The organism is Streptomyces sp. NBC_00193, assembly GCF_026342735.1.
Taxonomy (GTDB): Bacteria; Actinomycetota; Actinomycetes; order Streptomycetales; family Streptomycetaceae; genus Streptomyces; species Streptomyces stoeckheimensis.
In genome coordinates, this window is the sequence record NZ_JAPEMM010000001.1 from 5,759,712 (window position 1) to 5,780,240 (window position 20,529).

At 71.8% G+C, this 20,529-nt stretch carries 24 protein-coding genes; 12 read left to right on the forward strand and 12 right to left on the reverse strand.

Annotated features, from left to right (window positions below; genetic code table 11):
• Positions 1-62: 62 nt before the first annotated feature.
• Positions 63-1,238: an 8-amino-7-oxononanoate synthase gene (locus tag OG898_RS25805; protein ID WP_266959479.1), complete on the forward strand. Its 1,176-nt coding sequence runs from the start codon at positions 63-65 to the stop codon at positions 1,236-1,238.
• 81 nt (positions 1,239-1,319) lie between these two features.
• On the opposite strand, the gene OG898_RS25810 is transcribed toward OG898_RS25805, so the two are convergent.
• The gene (locus OG898_RS25810; RefSeq protein ID WP_250740179.1) at positions 1,320-1,541 is read right to left on the reverse strand and encodes a DUF397 domain-containing protein; all 222 of its coding nucleotides are present in this window, start codon (positions 1,539-1,541) and stop codon (positions 1,320-1,322) included.
• A gap of 12 nt (positions 1,542-1,553) precedes the next feature.
• Positions 1,554-2,441, reverse strand: coding sequence for a helix-turn-helix transcriptional regulator (locus tag OG898_RS25815; protein WP_250740178.1), 888 nt, complete (start codon positions 2,439-2,441; stop codon positions 1,554-1,556).
• A 197-nt stretch (positions 2,442-2,638) separates the two neighbouring features.
• Here OG898_RS25815 and OG898_RS25820 point away from each other — a divergent pair, with 197 nt between their 5' ends.
• Positions 2,639-3,097, forward strand: coding sequence for an ATP-binding protein (locus OG898_RS25820; RefSeq protein WP_250740177.1), 459 nt, complete (start codon positions 2,639-2,641; stop codon positions 3,095-3,097).
• A gap of 30 nt (positions 3,098-3,127) precedes the next feature.
• Here the strand turns inward: OG898_RS25820 and OG898_RS25825 are convergent, their stop codons facing one another.
• Positions 3,128-3,517 (reverse strand): VOC family protein, encoded by a 390-nt coding sequence (locus tag OG898_RS25825; RefSeq protein ID WP_250740176.1) that lies wholly within the window; start codon positions 3,515-3,517, stop codon positions 3,128-3,130.
• A gap of 304 nt (positions 3,518-3,821) precedes the next feature.
• On the opposite strand from OG898_RS25825, the gene OG898_RS25830 reads away from it, so the two are divergent.
• The 7 genes from OG898_RS25830 (at position 3,822) to OG898_RS25860 (ending at position 10,385) form a co-directional block, all read left to right on the forward strand.
• The gene (locus OG898_RS25830; RefSeq protein WP_250740175.1) at positions 3,822-4,124 is read left to right on the forward strand and encodes an urease subunit gamma; all 303 of its coding nucleotides are present in this window, start codon (positions 3,822-3,824) and stop codon (positions 4,122-4,124) included.
• Between the two features lie 14 nt (positions 4,125-4,138).
• On the forward strand, positions 4,139-4,450 hold the full coding sequence (locus tag OG898_RS25835) for an urease subunit beta (protein ID WP_250740174.1): 312 nt from the start codon (positions 4,139-4,141) through the stop codon (positions 4,448-4,450).
• Positions 4,443-6,164 carry an urease subunit alpha gene (locus OG898_RS25840; protein WP_266959483.1) on the forward strand — a complete coding sequence of 574 codons (1,722 nt, stop codon included), beginning with the start codon at positions 4,443-4,445 and terminating at the stop codon, positions 6,162-6,164. Before OG898_RS25835 ends, OG898_RS25840 begins: the two co-directional genes overlap by 8 nt.
• A 16-nt stretch (positions 6,165-6,180) precedes the next feature.
• Positions 6,181-6,855, forward strand: a complete 675-nt coding sequence (locus OG898_RS25845; RefSeq protein ID WP_250740172.1) for an urease accessory protein UreF — start codon at positions 6,181-6,183, stop codon at positions 6,853-6,855.
• Between the two features lie 86 nt (positions 6,856-6,941).
• Positions 6,942-7,637 carry an urease accessory protein UreG gene (ureG, locus tag OG898_RS25850; RefSeq protein ID WP_250740171.1) on the forward strand — a complete coding sequence of 232 codons (696 nt, stop codon included), beginning with the start codon at positions 6,942-6,944 and terminating at the stop codon, positions 7,635-7,637.
• Between the two features lie 80 nt (positions 7,638-7,717).
• On the forward strand, positions 7,718-8,464 hold the full coding sequence (locus tag OG898_RS25855; protein ID WP_266960448.1) for an urease accessory protein UreD: 747 nt from the start codon (positions 7,718-7,720) through the stop codon (positions 8,462-8,464).
• Between the two features lie 232 nt (positions 8,465-8,696).
• Positions 8,697-10,385 (forward strand): alpha/beta hydrolase, encoded by a 1,689-nt coding sequence (locus OG898_RS25860; RefSeq protein ID WP_250740170.1) that lies wholly within the window; start codon positions 8,697-8,699, stop codon positions 10,383-10,385.
• Positions 10,386-10,446: 61 nt separating this feature from the next.
• Here OG898_RS25860 and OG898_RS25865 read toward each other — a convergent pair whose 3' ends face one another.
• The 6 genes from OG898_RS25865 to OG898_RS25890 form a co-directional block, all read right to left on the reverse strand.
• A complete protein-coding gene (locus OG898_RS25865; RefSeq protein WP_250740169.1) occupies positions 10,447-11,157 on the reverse strand; it encodes a 1-acyl-sn-glycerol-3-phosphate acyltransferase in 711 nt (236 codons plus the stop codon).
• Positions 11,158-11,257: 100 nt separating this feature from the next.
• Complete coding sequence (locus OG898_RS25870) at positions 11,258-11,416, reverse strand: hypothetical protein (protein WP_250740168.1); 159 nt, start codon at positions 11,414-11,416, stop codon at positions 11,258-11,260.
• A gap of 32 nt (positions 11,417-11,448) precedes the next feature.
• The gene (locus tag OG898_RS25875) at positions 11,449-12,393 is read right to left on the reverse strand and encodes a cytochrome c oxidase assembly protein (RefSeq protein WP_250740233.1); all 945 of its coding nucleotides are present in this window, start codon (positions 12,391-12,393) and stop codon (positions 11,449-11,451) included.
• Between the two features lie 132 nt (positions 12,394-12,525).
• Entirely contained in the window at positions 12,526-13,554 is a 1,029-nt protein-coding gene (locus OG898_RS25880; RefSeq protein ID WP_266959486.1) for a 6-phosphofructokinase, read from the reverse strand.
• 202 nt (positions 13,555-13,756) lie between these two features.
• Entirely contained in the window at positions 13,757-14,485 is a 729-nt protein-coding gene (locus tag OG898_RS25885; RefSeq protein WP_250740166.1) for a type 1 glutamine amidotransferase, read from the reverse strand.
• 19 nt (positions 14,486-14,504) lie between these two features.
• Positions 14,505-15,743 (reverse strand): MurT ligase domain-containing protein, encoded by a 1,239-nt coding sequence (locus tag OG898_RS25890; protein WP_250740165.1) that lies wholly within the window; start codon positions 15,741-15,743, stop codon positions 14,505-14,507.
• A gap of 123 nt (positions 15,744-15,866) precedes the next feature.
• Here OG898_RS25890 and def point away from each other — a divergent pair, with 123 nt between their 5' ends.
• Complete coding sequence (def, locus tag OG898_RS25895; protein WP_250740164.1) at positions 15,867-16,430, forward strand: peptide deformylase; 564 nt, start codon at positions 15,867-15,869, stop codon at positions 16,428-16,430.
• Positions 16,431-16,614: 184 nt separating this feature from the next.
• Here the strand turns inward: def and OG898_RS25900 are convergent, their stop codons facing one another.
• Positions 16,615-17,259 carry a TetR family transcriptional regulator gene (locus OG898_RS25900; RefSeq protein ID WP_250740163.1) on the reverse strand — a complete coding sequence of 215 codons (645 nt, stop codon included), beginning with the start codon at positions 17,257-17,259 and terminating at the stop codon, positions 16,615-16,617.
• A 195-nt stretch (positions 17,260-17,454) separates the two neighbouring features.
• On the opposite strand from OG898_RS25900, the gene OG898_RS25905 reads away from it, so the two are divergent.
• Positions 17,455-18,684, forward strand: a complete 1,230-nt coding sequence (locus OG898_RS25905) for an acyl-CoA dehydrogenase family protein (RefSeq protein ID WP_250740162.1) — start codon at positions 17,455-17,457, stop codon at positions 18,682-18,684.
• 78 nt (positions 18,685-18,762) lie between these two features.
• Here OG898_RS25905 and OG898_RS25910 read toward each other — a convergent pair whose 3' ends face one another.
• Positions 18,763-19,569 carry a DUF3824 domain-containing protein gene (locus OG898_RS25910; protein ID WP_250740161.1) on the reverse strand — a complete coding sequence of 269 codons (807 nt, stop codon included), beginning with the start codon at positions 19,567-19,569 and terminating at the stop codon, positions 18,763-18,765.
• A 66-nt stretch (positions 19,570-19,635) separates the two neighbouring features.
• A complete protein-coding gene (locus tag OG898_RS25915) occupies positions 19,636-20,073 on the reverse strand; it encodes an SRPBCC family protein (RefSeq protein WP_266959491.1) in 438 nt (145 codons plus the stop codon).
• Positions 20,074-20,228: 155 nt separating this feature from the next.
• On the opposite strand from OG898_RS25915, the gene OG898_RS25920 reads away from it, so the two are divergent.
• The gene (locus OG898_RS25920; RefSeq protein ID WP_250740159.1) at positions 20,229-20,414 is read left to right on the forward strand and encodes a DUF5999 family protein; all 186 of its coding nucleotides are present in this window, start codon (positions 20,229-20,231) and stop codon (positions 20,412-20,414) included.
• Positions 20,415-20,529 lie beyond the last annotated feature (115 nt).

Below are 20,529 nucleotides of genomic sequence, written 5' to 3' on the forward strand. Positions count from 1 at the left end.
GGTCACGGGCGGTTAGGGTCGGGCAGGTCTGTGGACTGCCGACAAAAACTCGAGGACCGTCGATGCCGCACCAGCACACCCCCGCCCCCGCGGACGTCTTCTCCTGGATCGACGACGCGGAGCGGGCCAGGGAGCAGGCCGGACTCGTCCGGACGCTGCGTCCGCGGCCGGCGCACTCCCCGCTCCTCGATCTCGCGAGCAACGACTACCTCGGGCTGTCCCGGCACCCGGAGACCGTACGGGGCGCGCGCGAGGCCGCCGAGCGCTGGGGCGCGGGGGCCACCGGATCGCGCCTCGTCACCGGCACCACCGAACTGCACGCCGAGCTGGAGCGGGAGCTCGCCGCCTTCTGCGGGTTCGAGGCGGCGCTGGTCCTCTCCTCCGGGTACGCGGCCAACCTGGCCGCCGTCACCGCGCTCAGCGACCGGGGCACCCTGGTGGCCTCGGACGCGGGCAACCACGCCTCGATCGTGGACGGCTGCCGGCTGTCGCGCGCCGACACCGCCGTCGTCCCGCACTGCGACCCGGAGGCCGCCCGCAAGACGCTCGCCGCCCACCGGGGGCGGGCGCTGCTGGTCACCGACTCGGTGTTCTCGGTCGACGGGGACGCCGCCCCGCTGGCGGCCCACGCCGAAGCCTGCCGGGCGGAGGGTGCGGCCCTGCTCGTGGACGATGCGCACGGCCTCGGGGTCCTGGGCGAGGGCGGCCGCGGGGCGCTGCACGCCGCCGGTCTCGCGGGGGCTCCCGGGGTGGTCGCGACGCTCACCCTCTCGAAGTCCCTGGGCAGCCAGGGCGGTGCGGTGCTCGGCCCGGCCAAGGTGATCCGGCACCTGGTCAACACGGCGCGGACCTTCATCTTCGACACCGGACTGGCCCCGGCCGCGACGGGCGCCGCACTGGCCGCCCTGCGCCTGCTCCAGCGGGAACCGGAACGCGCGGACCGGGCCCGCGCGGTGGCCGCCGAACTGTACGGGCGGCTCACCGCGTCCGGCCTGACCGCGGCCCGGCCGGACGCGGCCGTGGTGTCGGTACGGGCCCCGTCGGCTTCGGCGGCACTGCGCTGGGCCGCCGACTGCCGCGAGGCAGGTCTGTCCGTGGGGTGCTTCCGGCCGCCGTCCGTGCCGGACGGCATCTCCCGGCTGCGACTGACCGCGCGGGCGGATCTCACGGGGGACGAGATCAGCCGTGCGGTGGAGACGATCCTGGGGACCGCTCCGGCCGGAGCCACGGACCGCTGAACGGAGCCGTTGGGGGCGCTCCTGCGTTCCTGCGCTTCCTGCGTTGCTACGTTCCCTGCGCTTCCTGCGCTTCCTGCGCTCCTACGTCCCGAGATCCGCACGGACGGAGACGAGGAAGCCGTGCCAGGCCGGCCCGGTGAAGAGCACGGCCGGGCCGGCCGCCCGCTTGGAGTCGCGGACGGCGAGCAGGCCGCCGCCGAGGACGGCCGTTTCCACGCAGTTGTTCATTCCGGTGCTGCGGCTGCTTCGCCGCCACCGCGCGCTGTTCAGAAGTCCGCCTGTGGATAAGGGGGTTGCGGACACGGAGGTGCCTCCTTACGCGTCGTCAGCGAGGGCGCTGATGAGATCCGACGAATCGCGGGGCGGGAGGGCGTGCGCCTGGATGGTGCGGAACGCGGCGCTGTACGCCTCAAGGTCTTCCTTCCGCTCCAGATAGAGGCTACTCGTCAAATGGTCGAGTACCACCACATCCAGATCGGCGATGTTCGGAAATGAGAAGATGACGAACGGTCCGGTCAGGCCGAGATGTCCCCCCACGCTGAACGGCAGCACCTGAAGCCGCACTTGGGGCAAACGCGCCACCTCCACCAGGTGCCTCAGCTGTTCCTCCATCACCCCCGCCCCGCCGATCGCGCGCCGCAGCACCGCCTCGTCCAGGACGGCGCTCAGCTCCAGCGGCGGATCCGCCCGCAGCACGGACTGACGCGCCAGCCGTACGTCGACCAGCGCCTCCACCTTCGGCTCCGGCAGCCCGCCCAGCGCGGCCCGGGTCACGGCCCGCGCGTACTCCGGGGTCTGCAGCAGTCCGGGCACCACCGACAGTTCGACGGTGCGGGCCGACCGGGCGCCCGCCTCCAGGCTGATGAAGTCCCGGTACTCCTGCGGCAGCAGCCCCCGGTAGTCGTGCCACCACTGGCGCCCGCGCCCGGTGTCCTCGTCCGGGGCCGGTCCCGCCGCCGAGGCCGAGAGGGCTTCCAGCAGGGCGCGCTGCTGTGCGCTCACGACGTCTTCCCCGTAGACGTCGAGCAGCAGCCGGATGTCCTCCACCTTGACGCCGCTGCGCCCCGTCTCGATGCGGCTGATCTTCGACTGGTGCCATCCCGCGAGCCGGGCCGCCTCACCGCTGGTGAGTCCGGACCGGTCGCGAAGGGCACGCAGTTCCTCGCCGAGCTTGCGTCGGCGCACCGCGGGACCGTGCTGCACAGCCGTCTCCTTCCACCGGCACAGGTCGCACCAGTCTGCCGTCCAAATACGCTCTTCCGTAGCAGAGTTCACCGCATTGAGCGACAGATATATGCATATCTTGAGGGATCGGCGGAAACGACGGGACGATGGGTGGCACTCTGGCGTCCAGCACAGATCCGGGGCGGCTTCGCCCCGGTGGGAAAGGGACCGTCGCCATGGCAGATCACCAGGAAGCATCCGTCACTCTGCCGAGCGATCCCGCCTCGGTCGCGGCCGCCCGCCGCTACGTCGCGGACGTGCTGAGCGAGTGGGGACTGTCCGAGGGGACCGAAGCCGCCGACAGCATCCGGCTCATCGTCTCGGAACTGGCCACCAACTCCGTGCAGCACACCTTCGGCCAGTCGCCGACCTTCACCGTGGACATCCGCCTGGAGCGCGAGGAGTGGCTGCGCATCGGGGTCACCGACAGCCACCCGCGCTGGCCCAAGCGGCTCCCGGCCGCCGTCCAGCAGGACAACGGCCGGGGGATGGTCATCATCCGCTGGCTCGCCGCGGAGGCGGGCGGCCGGCTGTCGGTCAGCCCGACCGAGGACGGGGGCAAGACCGTGTGGATCGCCCTGCCCTGGACGGCCACGGCCGCCGGCGCGCCGGCGAGGACCGCGACCGGCTGTTGACCGGTTGTTGACCGGCCGGGTGTCACGGCATCAGGACCCGGCGCGCTCCGCTGCGCTGCGCTCTATGCACAGCTCGTTGCCCTCCGGGTCGGTCAGCGTGACCCAGCCGGTGCCGTCCTCCCGGCGGTGGTCGCCCTGGATCTTCGCGCCGAGCCCGAGCAGCCGCTCCACGTTCTCGTCGCGGGTGCCGGTGGTCGGCTGGATGTCCAAGTGGACGCGGTTCTTCACGGACTTGCCCTCGGGCACCTGGATGAACAGCAGTCCGGTCACCCCCGGCTGCCCCGGCACGAGCGAGATCTCGGGGTCGTCGGCCAGGTCGTCCGGGTGAATGGGCCAGCCGGTGACCTCGGACCAGAACTGGGCGAGTGCGTACGGCTCCTGCGCGTCGAAGGTGATGTGGTGGACGGGGTTGACGAACATGCGGCTCCTAGTGAGCGGCTCCGTATACGGAACCGGGCTGTGCGGTGCCCGGAGTTGAACCGGGTACCTGCTCGAAACGTGGGTTAACTCAACGGAAAAGCGCGGCCCCTAGCGTGGCGGCCACGTTCCTTCCGTCAATGGTCACCCATGCGCCGGCAAAGCGGCGGTGGGCGGGACGGAAAGCCTTTCCCTGTGTTGGGCAAGACACGCTTGGCTCGGATATGCGCAGGTCAACGAAGTGTTGACGGCCCATAGGGTCGGCTCGGCGCGATGTTGATCATGTCCCGGAAGCTTGGTGATTGCTGTGCAGCTGACCCCCCACGAGCAGGAGAGACTGCTCATCCACGTGGCCGCGGATGTGGCCGAGAGACGCAAGGCGCGGGGCGTGCTCCTCAACCATCCCGAGGCGATAGCCCTGATCACCGCACACATCCTCGAAGGGGCCCGCGACGGGCGGACGGTGGCCGAGCTGATGGCCTCCGGACGGACCGTGCTCTCCCGCGAGGAGGTCATGGAGGGGATACCCGAGATGATCCACGACGTCCAGGTCGAGGCGACCTTCCCGGACGGCACCAAGCTCGTCACCGTCCACGACCCCATCGTCTGAGAGCGGGTACCCGCATGATCCCCGGCGAAATCGCCTACGGGGACGGCCCGGTGCGCCTCAACGAAGGCCGGCCCGTCACCCGACTCACCGTGCTCAACGCCGCCGACCGGCCCGTCCAGGTCGGCTCGCACTACCACTTCGCCGAGGCCAACCCCGGCCTCGACTTCGACCGCACGGCCGCCCGCGGACTGCGCCTCGACATCGCAGCCGGCACCGCGGTCCGCTTCGAACCGGGCATCCCGGTCGCCGTGGCCCTCGTACCGCTGGCCGGGCTGCGGACCGTGCCCGGACTGCGCGGGGAGACCGGAGGGCCGCTCGATGGCTGAGATATCGCGCCAGGTCTACGCCGACCTCTTCGGGCCCACCAAGGGCGACCGCATCCGCCTCGCCGACACCGACCTCTTCGTCGAGATCGAGCAGGACCTCGGCGGCGGCCCCGGCCGGGCCGGCGACGAGGCCGTCTTCGGCGGCGGCAAGGTCATCCGCGAATCCATGGGCCAGGCCCGCACCACCCGCGCCGAAGGAGCCGCCGACACCGTCATCACCGGAGTGGTGATCCTCGACCACTGGGGCATCGTCAAGGCCGACGTGGGCATCCGCGACGGCCGCATCTGCGGCATCGGCAAGGCGGGCAACCCCGACACCATGGACGGCGTCGACCGGGCGCTCGTGATCGGCCCCGAGACCGAGATCATCTCCGGCAACGGGAAGATCCTCACCGCCGGCGCCGTCGACGCCCACGTGCACTTCATCTCCCCGACCGTGATCGAGGAGGCCCTCGCCTCCGGCATCACCACCCTCGTCGGCGGCGGCACCGGCCCCGCGGAGGGCACCAAGGCCACCACCGTCACCCCCGGACCCTGGCACCTGGCCCGGATGTTCGCCGCGCTGGAGTCCCACCCCGTCAACATCGGCCTGCTCGGCAAGGGCAACACCATGTCCCGCGAGGGCATGTACTCCCAGCTGCGCGGCGGAGCACTCGGCTTCAAGCTCCACGAGGACTGGGGATCCACCCCCGCCGTCATCGACGCCTGCCTCACCGTCTGCGAGGAGACCGGCGCCCAGGCCGCCATCCACACCGACACCCTCAACGAGGCCGGGTTCGTCGCCGACACCCTCGCCGCCATCGGCGGACGGACCATCCACTCGTACCACACCGAAGGCGCGGGCGGCGGGCACGCCCCCGACATCATCACCGTGGTCTCCGAGCCGAACATCCTGCCCAGCTCCACCAATCCGACCCGGCCGCACACCGTCAACACCGTCGAGGAACACCTCGACATGCTGATGGTCTGCCACCACCTCAACCCCGCCGTCCCCGAGGACCTGGCCTTCGCCGAGTCCCGGATCCGCCCCTCCACGATCGCCGCCGAGGACGTCCTGCACGACCTCGGAGCCATCTCGATCATCTCCTCCGACGCCCAGGCCATGGGCCGCGTCGGCGAGGTGATCCTGCGCACCTGGCAGACCGCCCACGTGATGAAGAAGCGGCGCGGCTCCCTTCCCGGCGACGGACCCGCCGACAACCACCGGGCCCGGCGCTACGTCGCCAAGTACACGATCAACCCCGCCGTCGCCCAGGGCCTGGCCCGCGAGATCGGCTCCGTCGAGACCGGCAAACTCGCCGACCTGGTGCTGTGGAAGCCCGCCTTCTTCGGGGTCAAGCCCGAACTGGTCATCAAGGGGGGCCAGATCGCCTACGCGCAGATGGGCGACGCCAACGCCTCCATCCCTACCCCGCAGCCGGTCCTGCCGCGCCCGATGTTCGGCGCGTACGGGCGGGCCCCCGGGCTCAACTCGGTGAACTTCACCGCCCAGGCGGCCCTCGACGACGGACTGCCCGAACGACTCGGACTCGCCAAGGAGTTCGTCGCCATCGAGAGCACCCGCAAGGTCACCAAGGCGGACATGCGCAACAACGACGCCATGCCGAGGGTGGAAGTCGACGCCGACACCTTCACCGTCACCATCGACGGCGAGGTGGTGGAACCGGCCCCGGCGGCGGAACTCCCCATGGCCCAACGCTATTTCCTCTTCTGAGAGCAGGGGCCTTGCGATGAGCCTCGCCACTCTGCTCGTCCTCGCGGACGGCCGCTTCCCCGCCGGAGGGCACGCCCACTCCGGCGGGGCCGAGGCCGCCTGCAAGGCGGGCCGGATCCACGATGCCGCCACCCTGGCGGAGTTCTGCCGGGGCCGGCTGCACACCGCCGGGCTCGTCGCGGCCGGCCTCGCCGCGGCGGCCGCCCTCGGGATCGACCCGGCAGCCCTCGACGAAGCCGCCGACGCCCGGACCCCGTCACCCGCGCTGCGCGCCGCCGGGCGCCGGCTCGGACGCCAGCTGATGCGGGCCGCCCGCGCCACCTGGCCCGGCGCGGAACTGGACGCGCTGGCCGCCGCGTTCCCGCGCGGGGCGCACCAGCCCGTGGTGCTCGGCGTCACCGCCCGGTCGGCGGGGCTCGGGCCGCTGGACGCCGCGCACGTGGCGGCGTACGAGAGCGTGAGCGGGCCGGCCACCGCCACCGTACGGCTGCTCGGCCTGGACCCCTTCGAGGCGAGCCGGGTCCTGGCCGGGCTCGCCCCCGAACTGGACTCCGTGTCCCGGCAGGCGGAGCGGGCCGCGCTGCGGGCCCGCACCGACGGAACGCACGCCCTGCCCGCGGCCTCCTCGCCGCTGCTGGACATCGCGGCGCAGGCCCATGCCGACTGGCCGGTACGGCTGTTCGCCTCCTGATCCCTTCGGCACCCCGCGCCGCCCCACCCCGCACCGCCCGCCCCGCATCCTCCGCATCCCCCTGCTTCGGCTCAAGGAGACCCCCCATGCACCTCGATCACGGTGTGACCTTCCCGCACCGCCACACCCACAGCGCCGAGCCGCTGCGGGCCGACGGGACCCGCCGGGCCCTGCGCATCGGCCTCGGCGGGCCCGTCGGCTCCGGCAAGACCGCCACCGTCGCCGCCCTCTGCCGGGCCCTGCGCGCGGAGCTGTCCATGGCCGTGGTCACCAACGACATCTACACCCGCGAGGACGCGGAGTTCCTGCTCCGCGAAGCCGTCCTGCCGCCCGAGCGGATCAGCGCCGTGGAGACCGGTGCGTGCCCGCACACCGCCATCCGCGACGACATCTCCGCCAACCTGGAGGCCGTGGAGGAACTGGAGGAGGCCTTCCACGGGCTCGGACGGCTCGACCTGATCCTCGTCGAGTCCGGCGGGGACAACCTCACCGCCACCTTCTCCCGGGGCCTCGTCGACGCCCAGATCTTCGTCATCGACGTGGCCGGCGGCGACGACATCCCGCGCAAGGGCGGCCCCGGCGTCACCACCGCCGACCTGCTCGTCGTCAACAAGACCGACCTCGCCCCCCACGTCGGCTCCGACCTGGGCCGGATGGCCCGCGACGCCGCCGAGCAGCGCGGCGAACTGCCCGTGGCCTTCCAGTCCTTGCGCGGCGAGGAGGGAGTGGCCCCGGTGGCCGCCTGGGTGCGGGAGCGGATCGCCGCCTGGACGGCCCGGTGAGCCTCACCGCCGTCCCCGCGGCGCCCCCTACGCCGACCGGCGCGGCCCCCGACCGCCCCCCGGCGCCCGCTCCGGCCGGCCTGCGCGCCACCGCCCGGATCGGCGCCGTCGCCGACGGCCGGGGCTCCACCGCCCTGCCGCTGCTGGCCGGGGAGGGGCCGCTCGCCCTGCGCCGCACCCGGGGCGGGCCCGGCGAGGCCGGTGTCATGCTGGTCGGCGCCATGAGCGCCCCCCTGGGCGGCGACCACCTCAGGGTCGAGGCCACCGCCGGACCGGGCGCCCGGCTGGTGCTCCGCTCCGCGGCGGCCACCCTGGCGCTGCCCGGCCGGCACGGGGAACCGGCGCGGTACGACGTACGGATCCGGCTCGGGGACGGGGCGGCCGTGCGCTGGCTCCCGGAGCCCCTCGTCTCGGTGCGCGGCAGTGACCTGCGGGTCCGCACCCGCGCCGAACTGGCCCCCACCGCCCGGCTCCTGCTGCGCGAGGAGCAGGTGCTCGGCCGTACCGGGGAGGCCCCGGGCCTGCTGCGTGCCCGGCTCACCATGAACCGGGACGGGAAACCGCTGCTGGACCAGGAGCTGGCCTGCGGGCCTGGCGCGCCCGGCGGCTGGGACGGCCCGGCGGGACTCGCGGGCCACCGGGCGCTGGGCCAGCTGCTGGTGGTGGACCCGGAGTTCGCCAAGGCCCCGCCGCAGGCCGGGATGCTGGGGGAGTTCGCGGCGCTCACCCCGCTGGCGGGACCTGCCGTCCTGGTCACGGCTCTGGCCCCGGACGCCCTGCGGCTCCGCGAACTGCTCGACTCCGCCTGCGCCGCCTACGGTTGGTGAACCCGGTCGGAGGCCGCGGCCCTCCCGCCGCCGACGGCATCCGAACCCGGGACGAACCCGACACCGCTCAGCGGTACACGCATTTCCGGATATCGGGTTGGCAAAGAACCGCCCCGCGCTCTGTCGCCCGCTCCCGGTCAGGCGGAAGTATCCCCTGCACATGCCGACGCACATCCACACCGGCACGAACCACGCCGCCCACGGCGGCAGATGACGCAGGGGGAACAACCACGTGATACGCAACGCGGCGCTGGGGAGCGCCGCCACTCTGATCACCGGCACGCTGGCGGCGAGCCTGCTGCTCGCCCCGTCCGCGTCGGCCACCCAGGCCTTCCCGTCCGGCCCGTCCGGCCGCGACAACGGGATCGCCGAGGCCTTCGGCACCCAGATCGCCGCCGCCCGCGCGGCACGCGCCGGGATCGACTGGAAGGACTGTCCGCCCGACTGGGGCTTCGCGGCGCCCATCCAGTGCGGCTATGTGAAGGTCCCGCTCGACTACAGCAAGCCCTTCGGCAAGACGATCGACATCGCGGTCGACCGCGCCGTCAGCACCGGCACCAAGGAAGAGCGCCAGGGCGCGCTCCTCTACAACCCGGGCGGCCCCGGCGGCTCCGGCATGCGCTTCCCCCGCCGCATCACCACGAAGAGCCCGCTGTGGGTGAACACCGCCAAGGCGTACGACTTTGTGGGCTTCGACCCGCGCGGCGTCGGCCACTCCGCGCCGATCTCCTGCATCGACCCGCAGGAGTACGTCAAGGCCCCCAAGGCCGACCCGGTGCCGGACAGCAAGGCCGACAAGGACGCCCAGCGCAAGCTCGCCGAGGAGTACGCGGACGGCTGCAAGGAGCGCAGCGGCGAGATGCTGCCGTTCATGACCACGCCGAACATCGCGCGTGACCTGGACGTCATCCGCGCCGCCCTGGGCGAGAAGAAGCTGAACTTCATCGGCGTCTCCTACGGCACCTACATCGGCGGGGTCTACGCGACCCTGTTCCCGACGCACGTGCGCCGCATGATCGTCGACAGCGTGGTGGACCCGTCCCGCGACAACATCTGGTACGAGGCCAACCTCGGCCAGGACGTCGCCTTCCAGATGCGCTGGAACGACTGGCAGGACTGGGTCGCCAAGAACGACGCCTCCTTCCACCTCGGCACCACCCGTGACGCGGTCGAGGCCAAGTGGCTCGCGCTGCGCGCCAAGGCCAAGGCCAACCCGCTCGGCGGGATCGTCGGCCCGGCGGAGCTCATCGGCTTCTTCCAGAGCGCCCCGTACTACGACTCCTCCTGGGTGCCCGTCGCCCAGACCTGGGCCGCGTACGAGGCGGGCGACGAGCAGGCGCTGATCGATGCCATCGCCCCCGACATGAGCGACATCGCGGGCAACGCCTCGGCGGAGAACGGCAACGCGGTCTACACCGCCGTGGAGTGCGCCGACGCCAAGTGGCCCACCAGCTGGTCCAAGTGGGACCGGGACAACACCAAGCTGCACGCCCAGTACCCCTTCATGACCTGGGCCAACGCGTGGATGAACCTGCCCTGCGCGACCTGGAAGTCCAAGCAGCACAACGCGATCGAGGTCGGGGTCGGCGCCCACCGCGGCCTGCCGCCGGTGCTGGTCGTCCAGTCCGAGCGGGACGCCGCCACGCCGTACAAGGGCGCGGTCTCCCTGCACAAGCGGCTCGCCGGCTCGCGTCTGATCACCGAGCAGAACGCCGGCTCGCACGGTGTCACCAACCTGGTGAACCCCTGCATCAACACCCGGGTCGACACCTACCTGCTCACCGGTCAGGTCGACGCCCAGAACGTGACGTGCGCTCCGCACGCCACCCCGGTGGCCCCGGCCCCCGTCTCCGCCAAGCTTGCCGCCCCGGCCCCGGCCGCCGACAAGCAGGCGATCGACGAGCTCCCGGCCATCCGCTAGCCGGACCGTGCGGGCAGCGCCCGCACGGCACGACACCGCACAGCACCGCACGGGAGAAGGCTCAGCGCGTCCAGCGCCGGGCCTTCTTCCGTGCTTCCTCCTCCTCCGCCTTGACCTCGGCGGCGTACCGGTCGACGTACTCCTGGCCGGACAGGGCGAGGACCTCGTACATGATCTCGTCGGTGATGGCCCGCAGCACGGCCCGCTCGCCCTCCATCCCCTCGTACCGGGAGAAGTCCAGCGGCCGGCCGAAGCGGATCGTGACCCGGCGGATCTTGGGGATCTTCTGCCCGGGCGGCTGGATCTCGAAGGTCCCGACCATCGCGCAGGGGACGACGGGCACCGCGGCGCCCAGCGCCATCGCGGCGACACCGACCTTGCCCTTGTACAGCCGCCCGTCGTGCGAGCGGGTGCCCTCCGGGTAGATGCCGAGCAGCTCGCCCTTGGACAGCACCCCGAGCCCCTCGCGGAGCGCGGCCTGACCGGCGTCCTTGCCGGAGCGGTCCACCGGGATCTGGCCGGCGCTGCGGAAGAAGGCGGCCGTGAGCCGTCCCTTCACTCCCGGTCCGGTGAAGTACTCGGCCTTGGCGAGGAAGGTGATGCGCCGCTTGAGGATGGCGGGCATCAGGAAGTGGTCGGAGAAGGAGAGGTGGTTGCCCGCGATGATCGCGGCCCCGTCCTCCGGAATGTTCTCCAGTCCTTCGATGCGGGGCCGGAACAGGAGCCGCAGCAGCGGCCCCAGGATCACGTGCTTGAGCAAGTGGTAGAACACCAGGCGGCTCCCGTCGACATCCCGTGGTCACGGACATCCTACGGACGGCTCGTCAGGGGGAGCAGGGCGCGGCTACTCAGGTACCTACTCAGTCAGCTCCTCAGGTACCGCCCGAGGCCGCCATGCCCGCGGTGAGCAGCCCCAGCACGACCCAGCCGAACCACAGCCAGCCGTTGCTTCCGAGGGCCACGGAATACGTGGCGATCGCCACCAGAGAGGCGAAGGTCATCACTGCCATCGCCTTCACGGATCCGGTCATGCCCCATGGTGGCGCCTGAAGGTGGTTCCGCGCTACTGGCCACGCGCTTGGAGCGAGGCGAGATACGAGTTGTAGGCCGCCAGCTCCTGGTCCCCGTTGCGGTCCTCGGACCGGTCGGAACGCTTCGCCGCCCGCTGCTCGGAGTGGTACCACTGGTAGACCAGCGCGATCAGCACCAGCACCGAGGGGATCTCGCTGAAGGCCCAGGCGATGCCGCCGCCCCACTGCTGGTCGAGCAGGGGGTCGATGCCCAGGGAGGCCGGCGGGTTCGCGTACGTCTTGATCATCGGCTCGCTGGCCATCATCAGCGCGATGCCGAAGAAGGCGTGGAAGGGCATTCCGGCGAACAGCTCCAGCATCCGCATCACGTAGCCGGGCCGGTGCGGGCCCGGGTCCACGCCCATGATCGGCCAGAAGAAGACGAGGCCGACGGCGAGGAAGTGCACCATCATCGCGATGTGACCGGTCTTCGACCCCATCAGGAAGTCGAAGAGCGGGGTGAAGTACAGGCCGTAGAGGCTGGCGATGAACATCGGGATGGTGAACACCGGATGGGTGATCACCTTCATGTACCGGCTGTGCAGGAGCATCAGCAGCAGCTCGCGCGGCCCCCTGTGGCCGCGGGCCGCCGGCGGCAGCGCGCGCAGCGCCAGCGTCACGGGCGCGCCCAGCAGCAGCAGGATCGGGCTGAGCATGCTGATCACCATGTGCTGGACCATGTGCACGCTGAACATGACCATGCCGTAGTCGTTCAGCTTGGTGCACATCACCAGGGCCACGCTCAGCACGCCGATGACGAAGGCGACCGTCCGGCCGACCGGCCAGGAGTCCCCGCGCCGGCGCAGCCGCACCACGCCCCACCCGTACAGCGCGAGGCCGAGGAGCGAGCCGATCAGGAAGAAGGCGTCGAAGGAGAACTCCAGCCCGCGCCCGAGGGTGAAGGGCGGCAGGTCCATGTGCATGTCGCCCATGTCCATGCCGTCGTGCGCGAGGTAACTCAATCTCTTCACTCCCTTGACCCGTGGTGCCCCACCACAGTAATGCCGCCCCCGGACGGGAATCGTCCGGGGGCGGCCATTACGCGAGTGACGCGCGGAAAGGGGGAAAGATCACAGAACGTTCTGCGCCTCGTCGTACCGCTCGGAGGGGACCGTCTTCAGGGTCTGCACGGCCTCGTCCAGCGGCACCATCACGATGTCCGTGCCGCGCAGCGCCGTCAGCATCCCGAACTCGCCCCGGTGGGCCGCCTCCACCGCGTGCCAGCCGAAGCGGGTCGCCAGGACGCGGTCGTACGCGGTGGGCGTGCCGCCGCGCTGGACGTGGCCCAGGATGACCGGACGGGCCTCCTTGCCTAGACGGTCCTCCAGCTCGACGGCCAGGCGGTTGCCGATGCCGGCGAACCGCTCGTGGCCGTACACGTCGGTGCCGCCGCTCTCCAGGGCCATCGAGCTGCCCTCGGCGGGCTTGGCGCCCTCGGCCACCACGACGATCGCGAAGCGCTTGCCCTGCTCGAAGCGTTCGCCGACGATCGCCGTCAGCTCCTCGATGTCGAACGGGCGCTCCGGTACGACGATGGCGTGCGCGCCGGCCGCCATGCCCGAGTGCAGGGCGATCCAGCCGGTGTGGCGGCCCATGACCTCCACGACCATGACGCGCTGGTGGGACTCGGCGGTGGTCTTCAGCCGGTCCAGCGCCTCGGTGGCGACGCCGACGGCGGTGTCGAAGCCGAAGGTGACGTCGGTGGAGGCGATGTCGTTGTCGATCGTCTTCGGGACGCCGACGATGGGCAGACCGCCCTGCGAGAGCAGGTTCGCGGCCTTCAGGGTGCCCTCGCCGCCGATCGGGATGATGGCGTCCAGGCCGAGATCGGCGACGTGGCCGCGGGCCCGCTCCACGCCGTCGCGCAGATGGGCGGGCTGGACCCGGGAGGAGCCCAGAATCGTTCCGCCACGGGCCAGGATGCCGCTCACGGCGTCCAGGTCGAGCTTGCGGTAGTCGCACTCCAGCAGGCCGCGCCAGCCGTCGTGGAAACCGATGACCTCGTCCCCGTGGTCGACGACGGCGCGGTGCACGACGGAGCGGATGACGGCATTGAGGCCGGGGCAGTCGCCTCCGGAAGTGAGCACACCTATGCGCATGGCAGGGAGGACCTTTGCAACGTGGGCCGACGACCGGACCACGTCGTCCGGTTGGAACTACCCAGCACCCTACAAGCGGATCGAGGGTGGACTGAACCATCCTCCACATGCTGGTCAGATCAGTCGTACGAAAACACGTCGGCCCGGACACCCCGAGGGGAATCCGGGCCGAACGCCGGGTGCCGGTGGTGCCGGTGAAGCTCTACGCGGGCTGCGTGGCCGCCGCGATCCGCTCGGCGCGCAGCGCCTCGTACCAGCGGTCGTCGATGGGAGGCAGCGCGTTCACGTCGAGGGCCAGCTTCAGCAGCAGGTCCGCGATCTGCGGGTTGCGCGCCAGCACGGGACCGTGCATGTACGTGCCGAACACCGTGTCGTTGTACGCGCCTTCGGTGCCGTCGCCGGTGCCGTTGCCCCGGCCCATGGTGACCCGCGCGAAGGGCTTGGCCGTCGGGCCGAGGTGCGTGACGCCCTGGTGGTTCTCGAAGCCGGTCAGCTGCGGCAGACCGAGCCGCGGGTCGATGTCGCCCAGCACGTCGCCGACGCACCGCTCGCCCTCGCCGCGCACGGTCACCACGTCCAGCAGGCCGAGGCCCTCCTGGCGCTGGCCGACGTCGTTGACGAACTCCTGCCCCAGGATCTGGTACCCGGCGCAGACGGAGAAGACGATCGCCCCGTTCGAGACGGCGCGCTCCAGACCGCCGTCGCGCAGCAGCCGCTCCGCGGCCAGCCGCTGCGGGCGGTCCTCACCGCCGCCGATCAGGTAGATGTCGCCCGAGGTCGGGATCGGCTGGTCGCTGCGCACGTCCACGCGCTGCACGTCCAGGCCGCGCCGGCGGGCGCGGCGCTCGACGACCAGGGCGTTGCCCTGGTCTCCGTACGTGCTGAGCAGGTCGGGGTAGACCCACACCAGACGCAGGCTGTTGTCGCTCATGCTCTTGTCCTTATGGGTACTAGTTGCCGACGCGGCGGCGCACGTCCTGGAAGGCGGTGTAGTTGGCGATCAGCTCGATCTGTCCGGGCGGCGCCAGCTGCACGGCCTCGTCGAGGGTCTCGCACACCCGGAAGTCCAGGCCGGCGACTTCCAGGCGGACCGCGAGGTCCAGCTTGCGGTCGCCGATCACGAAGATGGGGTGGCCGGCCAGGCGCGGGTAGTCCACGTCCCACAGCCACGAGGTGTCGGTACCGTCCGCACCGCGCGCGTTGACCGACAGGATCACCGGGGTCGGCGGCGGGTCGATGAGGGAGAACGTCTCCAGCCAGCCGGCCGGGTTCTTCGCGAGCAGCAGCCGCAGTTCGCGCCCCTGGAAGCTCACCACGTCGTAGCGTCCGGCGACGGCCTGCACCTGGTACATCCGCTCCAGCGCCACCTGCGGCGGAACGCCGAAGACGGCTGCCACGGCGGCCGAGGTGGCCGCGTTGGCCTTGTTGGCGCGGCCCGGGAGCTGGAGGCTGATCGGCCAGGCGCTGCCGTGCGGGTCGAGCACGTGGTCACCGGAGAGCACCCAGCTCGGGGTGGGACGCCGGAAACCGCACTCGCCGCAGAACCAGTCGTCGCCCGGGCGCTGCATGACGCCACCGCAGGAGGGGCACGACCAGGCGTCGTCCTTCCACTCCTGGCCGGCCGCGACCCACACCACGTTCTGCGAGGAGGAGGCGGACCACACGATCAGCGGGTCGTCGCAGTTCGCGACCACGACCGCCTTGGAACCCGAGAGGCCCTCGCGCCACTTCTCCGCGAGCATGCGGGTCTCGGCGGCGCGGTCCAGCTGGTCGCGGGAGAGGTTCAGCAGGGCGATCACCTTGGGGGTGACGTCCCGGGCCACTCCGGCCAGGTACTTCTCGTCCACCTCGATGACGCCGTAGCGGGCGTCCGAACCACCCGCCAGGGCGGAGGTGATGCCCGCGGGCATGTTCGCGCCCAGCGCGTTGGAGACGACCGGACCGCTGGCCCGCAGGGCCTCGGCGATCAGCCGGGTCGTCGTGGTCTTGCCGTTCGTCGCCGAGACGAGGACGACGTCGAGATGCTGCGCGAGCGCTCCGAGAAGATCGGGGTCGAGTTTGAGTGCGACCTTGCCACCGATCACCGATCCGCTTCCGCGTCCCGCGGCCCGCGACACCGCCGCCGCGGCCTTGCCCGCCGTCACGGCCAGCTTGGCCCGCGGCGAAAGCGGCTCTGTGTTGCCTGCCATCGTCCCTTGTCCTCCTTGCGTCGGTCGCCCCCAGCCTATCCATGACCTGCCCGCGCCCCGACCGCGGCGCCCCCGGTCTGCCGAAGATCTCCTCATATAGTCGCCCGTCGTACCCTTACGGCCATGCGACAGCGCCCCCTCCCCGGTACCTCCGGCATCGTCCGCACCATGAGCCTGCTGGGCGACCCGGTGCTCCATTCCGCTTGCGCGGAGGTCACCGAGTTCGGTCCGGCCCTCGACCGGCTCATCGAGGACATGTTCGCCACGATGTACGCCGCCCAGGGCGTCGGCCTCGCCGCGAACCAGATCGGCGTCGGGCAGCGGGTGTTCGTATACGACTGCCCCGACGACGAGGACGTCCGCCACGTCGGGCACATCGTCAACCCGCGGCTGGTGTCCGCCGAGGGGGACGAGTTCGCCGGTCCCGAGGGGTGCCTGTCCCTGCCGGGGCTGGAAGCGTCCACGGTCCGCTTCGACGAGGCCGTCGTCGAGGGCGTCACCTCGGACGGGGCGCCGGTGCGGGTGGCCGGGACGGGGTTCTTCGCGCGGTGCCTGCAGCACGAGTGCGATCACCTGGCCGGTGCGGTGTACGCGGAGCGGGTTACGGGGCTGCGGGCGCGCAAGCTGCGCCGGCAGATCCGGAAGACCGACTGGGGTCAGGCCGGGATCCACGCGCTGGGGGAGTGAGAGCCCGGCGGGGCCGGGGTTCCCGGGGCTCCGCCCCGGACCCCGCGCCTCAAACGCCGGCGGGGCTGGATGTGCCCCCGGCGGCGCCGGATGGGCCCGGGCTGCCGAGGGGGTTCCGCGAGGCTGGATGTGCCCCCCGGCGGCGGACGTGCCGGGCGGCGCCGGATGTGTGCCCGGCGGGGTCCTAGAAGCCCGGGCCGTCCGCTCGGTTGCCTGCCGTGGCGAGGCGGCCCCACAAGAGGTCGGTGAGGGCGCTGACCAGTTCCGCGCGCTCGCAGGGGCGTTCGCCGAGCCACCAGTCGCCCGCCGCGTGCATCATGCCGACGATGCCGTGGCCCCAGACCCGGGCCAGGCGTTCGCCGCCGGGGCCGAGGTCCACGCGTTCGCCGATCACCTGGGCCAGTTCCTCGCCGAGGCGGCGCAGGAGCGGGGCCGAGTGCAGGCCGACGTCGAAGCCGCGCTCCGGGGTCTGGGAATCCTCGGCCGGGTGCATGAGGAAGCGGTAGACCTGGGGGCGTGCCTCGATCGCGGCGAGATAGGTGTCGAGGGTGGCCTCCACCCGGCTGCGCCGTTCGGCGGGGGCGTCGAGGGCCGCGCGCAGCGAGTCGAGCAGGGCGTCCGTGTGCCGGACGGCCAGGGCCTGGTAGAGGCCCGCCTTGTCGCCGAAGTGGCGGTAGAGGATGGGCTTGGTGATCCCGGCCTCCGCCGCGATGGCGTTCATGGACGCCTTGGGGCCGTCCCTGAGGACGACCCGGTCGGCGGCCTCCAGCAGCTCCCGCCGCCGGCGCTCGCCCGCTCCCGGCTCGCCGGACTGCCGTGTGGTCTCCATGCCGTGTCACTCCCCGCCCTTGCGATGTCCTGAGGCCCACGCAACGTAACACCCCGCACACCCTGGTGATCTCATCGGCGGTCCGTCATCGACGCTGCTTGACAGTGCTTACCGGCCGGTAACAGACTGGAGTCGAAGCAAGGGTTACCGCTGGTAACGTCTTGTGTGGCAGGCGAGACGAAAGATGGAGGGGACATGGCGGAGTTCACCATGGAGCTGAACGACGACCAGAAGCAGGTGCGGGACTGGATCCACGGCTTCGCCGCCGACGTGATCCGCCCCGCGGCCGCGGAATGGGACGAGCGCGAAGAGACTCCGTGGCCCGTCATCCAGGAGGCCGCCAAGGTCGGCATCTACTCCCTCGACTTCTACGCCCAGCAGTTCTTCGACCCCACCGGCCTCGGCATCCCGATGGCCATGGAGGAGCTGTTCTGGGGCGACGCGGGCATCGCGCTGTCGATCGTCGGCACCGGACTCGCCGCCATCGGCGTCGTCGCCAACGGCACCGAGGAGCAGATCGGCACCTGGATCCCGCAGATGTACGGCACCCCCGACGACGTGAAGGTCGCCGCCTTCTGCTCCTCCGAGCCCGACGCCGGCTCCGACGTCGGCGCGATGCGCACCCGCGCCGTGTACGACCAGGCCACCGACGAGTGGGTGCTCAACGGCACCAAGACCTGGGCGACCAACGGCGGCATCGCCAACGTCCACATCGTCGTGGCGGTCGTCGACCCGGAGCTGGGGACCAAGGGGCACGCCTCCTTCATCGTGCCGCCGAACACCCCGGGCCTCTCCCAGGGCCAGAAGTTCAAGAAGCACGGCATCCGCGCCTCGCACACCGCCGAGGTGGTGCTGGAGGACGTACGGATCCCCGGTTCCTGCCTGCTCGGCGGCAAGGAGAAGCTGGACGAGCGGCTCGCGCGGGCCCACGAGCGGGCCAAGGCGGGTGGCGGGGAGCGCGTGAAGAACGCGGCCATGGCCACCTTCGAGGCCTCCCGCCCCGCCGTCGGCGCCATGGCGGTCGGGACGGCGCGCGCCGCGTACGAGGTGGCGCTGGACTACGCGAAGACCCGTACGCAGTTCGGCCGGCCCATCATCGACAACCAGGGCGTCGCCTTCCAGCTCGCGGACATGCGGACCTCCATCGACGCGGCCCGGCTGCTGGTGTGGCGGGCCTCCTGGATGGCGGTCGCGGGCAAGCCCTTCACCTCGGCCGAGGGCTCGATGTCCAAGCTGTTCGCGAGCGAGACCGCCAAGAAGGTCACCGCCCAGGCGGTCCAGATCCTCGGCGGCAACGGCTTCACCCGCGAGTACCCGGTGGAGCGCATGCACCGCGACAGCGCGATCTACACGATCTTCGAGGGAACGAGCGAGATCCAGCGCCTGGTGATCGCCCGCACGCTCTCGGGCATGCCGATCCGCTAGCGCGGGCTCGGAGCTCGGACGGGGAAGGGCCCCCGGCGCCACGCGGCGCCGGGGGCCCTTCCGCTGCCGGTTGCCCGGTCAGTGCAGCGGGGTCAGGCAGTAGAGGACGGTGCCTTCGGGGCTGTAGGCCGGCAGGGCCAGGAAGTCGCCGGGGGCGCAGGTCCCGCCCGGGGCCAGTGAGGGGCGGGTGGCGCGGTACTGGGCTTCCGGCGAGGCGCAGTCGGTGACGAGGAGCTTCTGCCGGCTCCAGTCGCCCTCGTTGCGGACGCACTGCCCCGACACCAGCGGGTGCGGGGTGTCGTCCCCGGCCAACACGCCGATGAGGATCAGGGTGGGGATCGCCAGGAGGAGGAAAAGAGCCGGTACGAGGAAGAACAGTGCGGCCGGCCGGCGGCGCAGCGGCTTGCCCGGGTCGAGCGGGGGCCGGTGGCCGCCCGTCGGGGGAGCGAGTCGGCGGAAGGCCGCGCGCGGGCCGAGGTTGAGCAGCAGGGTGACCGGTGTGATGAACAGCGACAGGGGACCCCACCAGCCCTGCCACAAGGTGTCCGAGGACATGCGGCGGTAGGTGGCGAGCCCGCAGTCCCGGCAGAACGGCCCCTGCAGGCTCAGGAACCGCATCAGCACGATCATCCCCTGATGGCTGCGCACGGTCGCCTCGGCGGCCGGACCGGCCCCGCAGAGCCGGCAGCCGTGGGAGGGCTGCGGCGCGGACCAGGAGCCGTACGGACCCGGCTGCGGCGGCAGGTGCGGCGCATGGCCCGCGTGCGAGCCGTACGGGCCCGTGGACTGCGGCGGGGCGTACGGGCCCGTCGGCCCGGGCTGCCGCGGCTGCTGGGCCGCGTACGGGCCGTACGGGCCTGCCTGCGGAGGTGGCGGGGTGGCCACGGAGATCCCCCTCGGTCGCGCGGTGATCACCGGGTGCGGTGACGGGGGGAACCTTAACCGCGGTCCTCAGGGCCGCAGCAGGCGGTCCAGGGCGCGGGTGAAGAAGATGCGGGCGGCCGCTGTCACCAGGGGGTCGAAGGGGCGGCCCAGGCCGCGTACGTGCAGTTCCTCGCGCCATTCGGCCTCGCAGCCGCCCCCGGGCGAGGGGCGGAGTTCGATCTCCGCCCGGCCCCGCACCGCGCGTCCGTGCTTGACGAGCCGGACCAGTCCCGCCGAGCCGTCCCGAGGGGGCCGCCAGAGGGTGACTTCCATGGGGTCGTCGAACGTGATCCTCCCCACGCCCGTACGCATGGTGAAACGGGTTCCGGTGTGCGTCGGAGGCGGCGTTTCGATGATCGCCCGGGTGAGCGGGACGGCGGCGCCGTGGCGTTCCCAGTCCGTCAGCCTCCTCCACGCCGCCTCGGGGTCGAGAAGTGTGTGGCGAATGATCCGGATAGCGGGCATGAGCGCATCGTAAGCGGGCATACACACCCTGAACTGGGCGGCGAATATGGGTTCCGCCCGGGGGTGGCGATCAGTAATACTCACCGCCACCGTGGATCGCGGATTCGACCGGGTGACCACCGGCCTTCCCGCCCCACTCTGCGAGGAGGTGCGCCATGTGCTCCCACCAGCCCCCCTGCCCGTCTGCCGACAGCGTCGACCATGACGCCGCACGCACCGTGGCCTTCCACCCCGAACAGGGATGGAACCTGCTCTGCAACGGCGCCGTGGTATTCGACGACACAGGTGAACTGCTCCCCGACGGCCGCACGGTGGAACCCCGCCGCCCGGCCCTGGTCTGAGCGAGGAGGCAGCATGCGCCAGCAGCTGATCCGAAAGCCCGTTCCCAAGCCCGCACCCCGAGACCTGGATCTGCGCACACCGTCGGGCAGACCCCTCCCGTACTGACGGGAGCCC

What these genes read in the sequence shown, in the direction of transcription:
- OG898_RS25805 (WP_266959479.1), top strand. Translation starts at nt 63, where the DNA reads ATGCCGCACCAGCACACCCCCGCCCCCGCGGACGTCTTCTCCTGGATC.
- OG898_RS25820 (WP_250740177.1), top strand. Translation starts at nt 2,639, where the DNA reads ATGGCAGATCACCAGGAAGCATCCGTCACTCTGCCGAGCGATCCCGCC.
- OG898_RS25825 (WP_250740176.1), bottom strand. Translation starts at nt 3,517, where the DNA reads ATGTTCGTCAACCCCGTCCACCACATCACCTTCGACGCGCAGGAGCCG.
- OG898_RS25835 (WP_250740174.1), top strand. Translation starts at nt 4,139, where the DNA reads ATGATCCCCGGCGAAATCGCCTACGGGGACGGCCCGGTGCGCCTCAAC.
- OG898_RS25840 (WP_266959483.1), top strand. Translation starts at nt 4,443, where the DNA reads ATGGCTGAGATATCGCGCCAGGTCTACGCCGACCTCTTCGGGCCCACC.
- OG898_RS25845 (WP_250740172.1), top strand. Translation starts at nt 6,181, where the DNA reads ATGAGCCTCGCCACTCTGCTCGTCCTCGCGGACGGCCGCTTCCCCGCC.
- ureG (WP_250740171.1), top strand. Translation starts at nt 6,942, where the DNA reads ATGCACCTCGATCACGGTGTGACCTTCCCGCACCGCCACACCCACAGC.
- OG898_RS25870 (WP_250740168.1), bottom strand. Translation starts at nt 11,416, where the DNA reads ATGACCGGATCCGTGAAGGCGATGGCAGTGATGACCTTCGCCTCTCTG.
- OG898_RS25875 (WP_250740233.1), bottom strand. Translation starts at nt 12,393, where the DNA reads ATGGACATGGGCGACATGCACATGGACCTGCCGCCCTTCACCCTCGGG.
- OG898_RS25880 (WP_266959486.1), bottom strand. Translation starts at nt 13,554, where the DNA reads ATGCGCATAGGTGTGCTCACTTCCGGAGGCGACTGCCCCGGCCTCAAT.
- OG898_RS25885 (WP_250740166.1), bottom strand. Translation starts at nt 14,485, where the DNA reads ATGAGCGACAACAGCCTGCGTCTGGTGTGGGTCTACCCCGACCTGCTC.
- OG898_RS25890 (WP_250740165.1), bottom strand. Translation starts at nt 15,743, where the DNA reads ATGGCAGGCAACACAGAGCCGCTTTCGCCGCGGGCCAAGCTGGCCGTG.
- def (WP_250740164.1), top strand. Translation starts at nt 15,867, where the DNA reads ATGCGACAGCGCCCCCTCCCCGGTACCTCCGGCATCGTCCGCACCATG.
- OG898_RS25900 (WP_250740163.1), bottom strand. Translation starts at nt 17,259, where the DNA reads ATGGAGACCACACGGCAGTCCGGCGAGCCGGGAGCGGGCGAGCGCCGG.
- OG898_RS25905 (WP_250740162.1), top strand. Translation starts at nt 17,455, where the DNA reads ATGGCGGAGTTCACCATGGAGCTGAACGACGACCAGAAGCAGGTGCGG.
- OG898_RS25915 (WP_266959491.1), bottom strand. Translation starts at nt 20,073, where the DNA reads ATGCCCGCTATCCGGATCATTCGCCACACACTTCTCGACCCCGAGGCG.
- OG898_RS25920 (WP_250740159.1), top strand. Translation starts at nt 20,229, where the DNA reads ATGTGCTCCCACCAGCCCCCCTGCCCGTCTGCCGACAGCGTCGACCAT.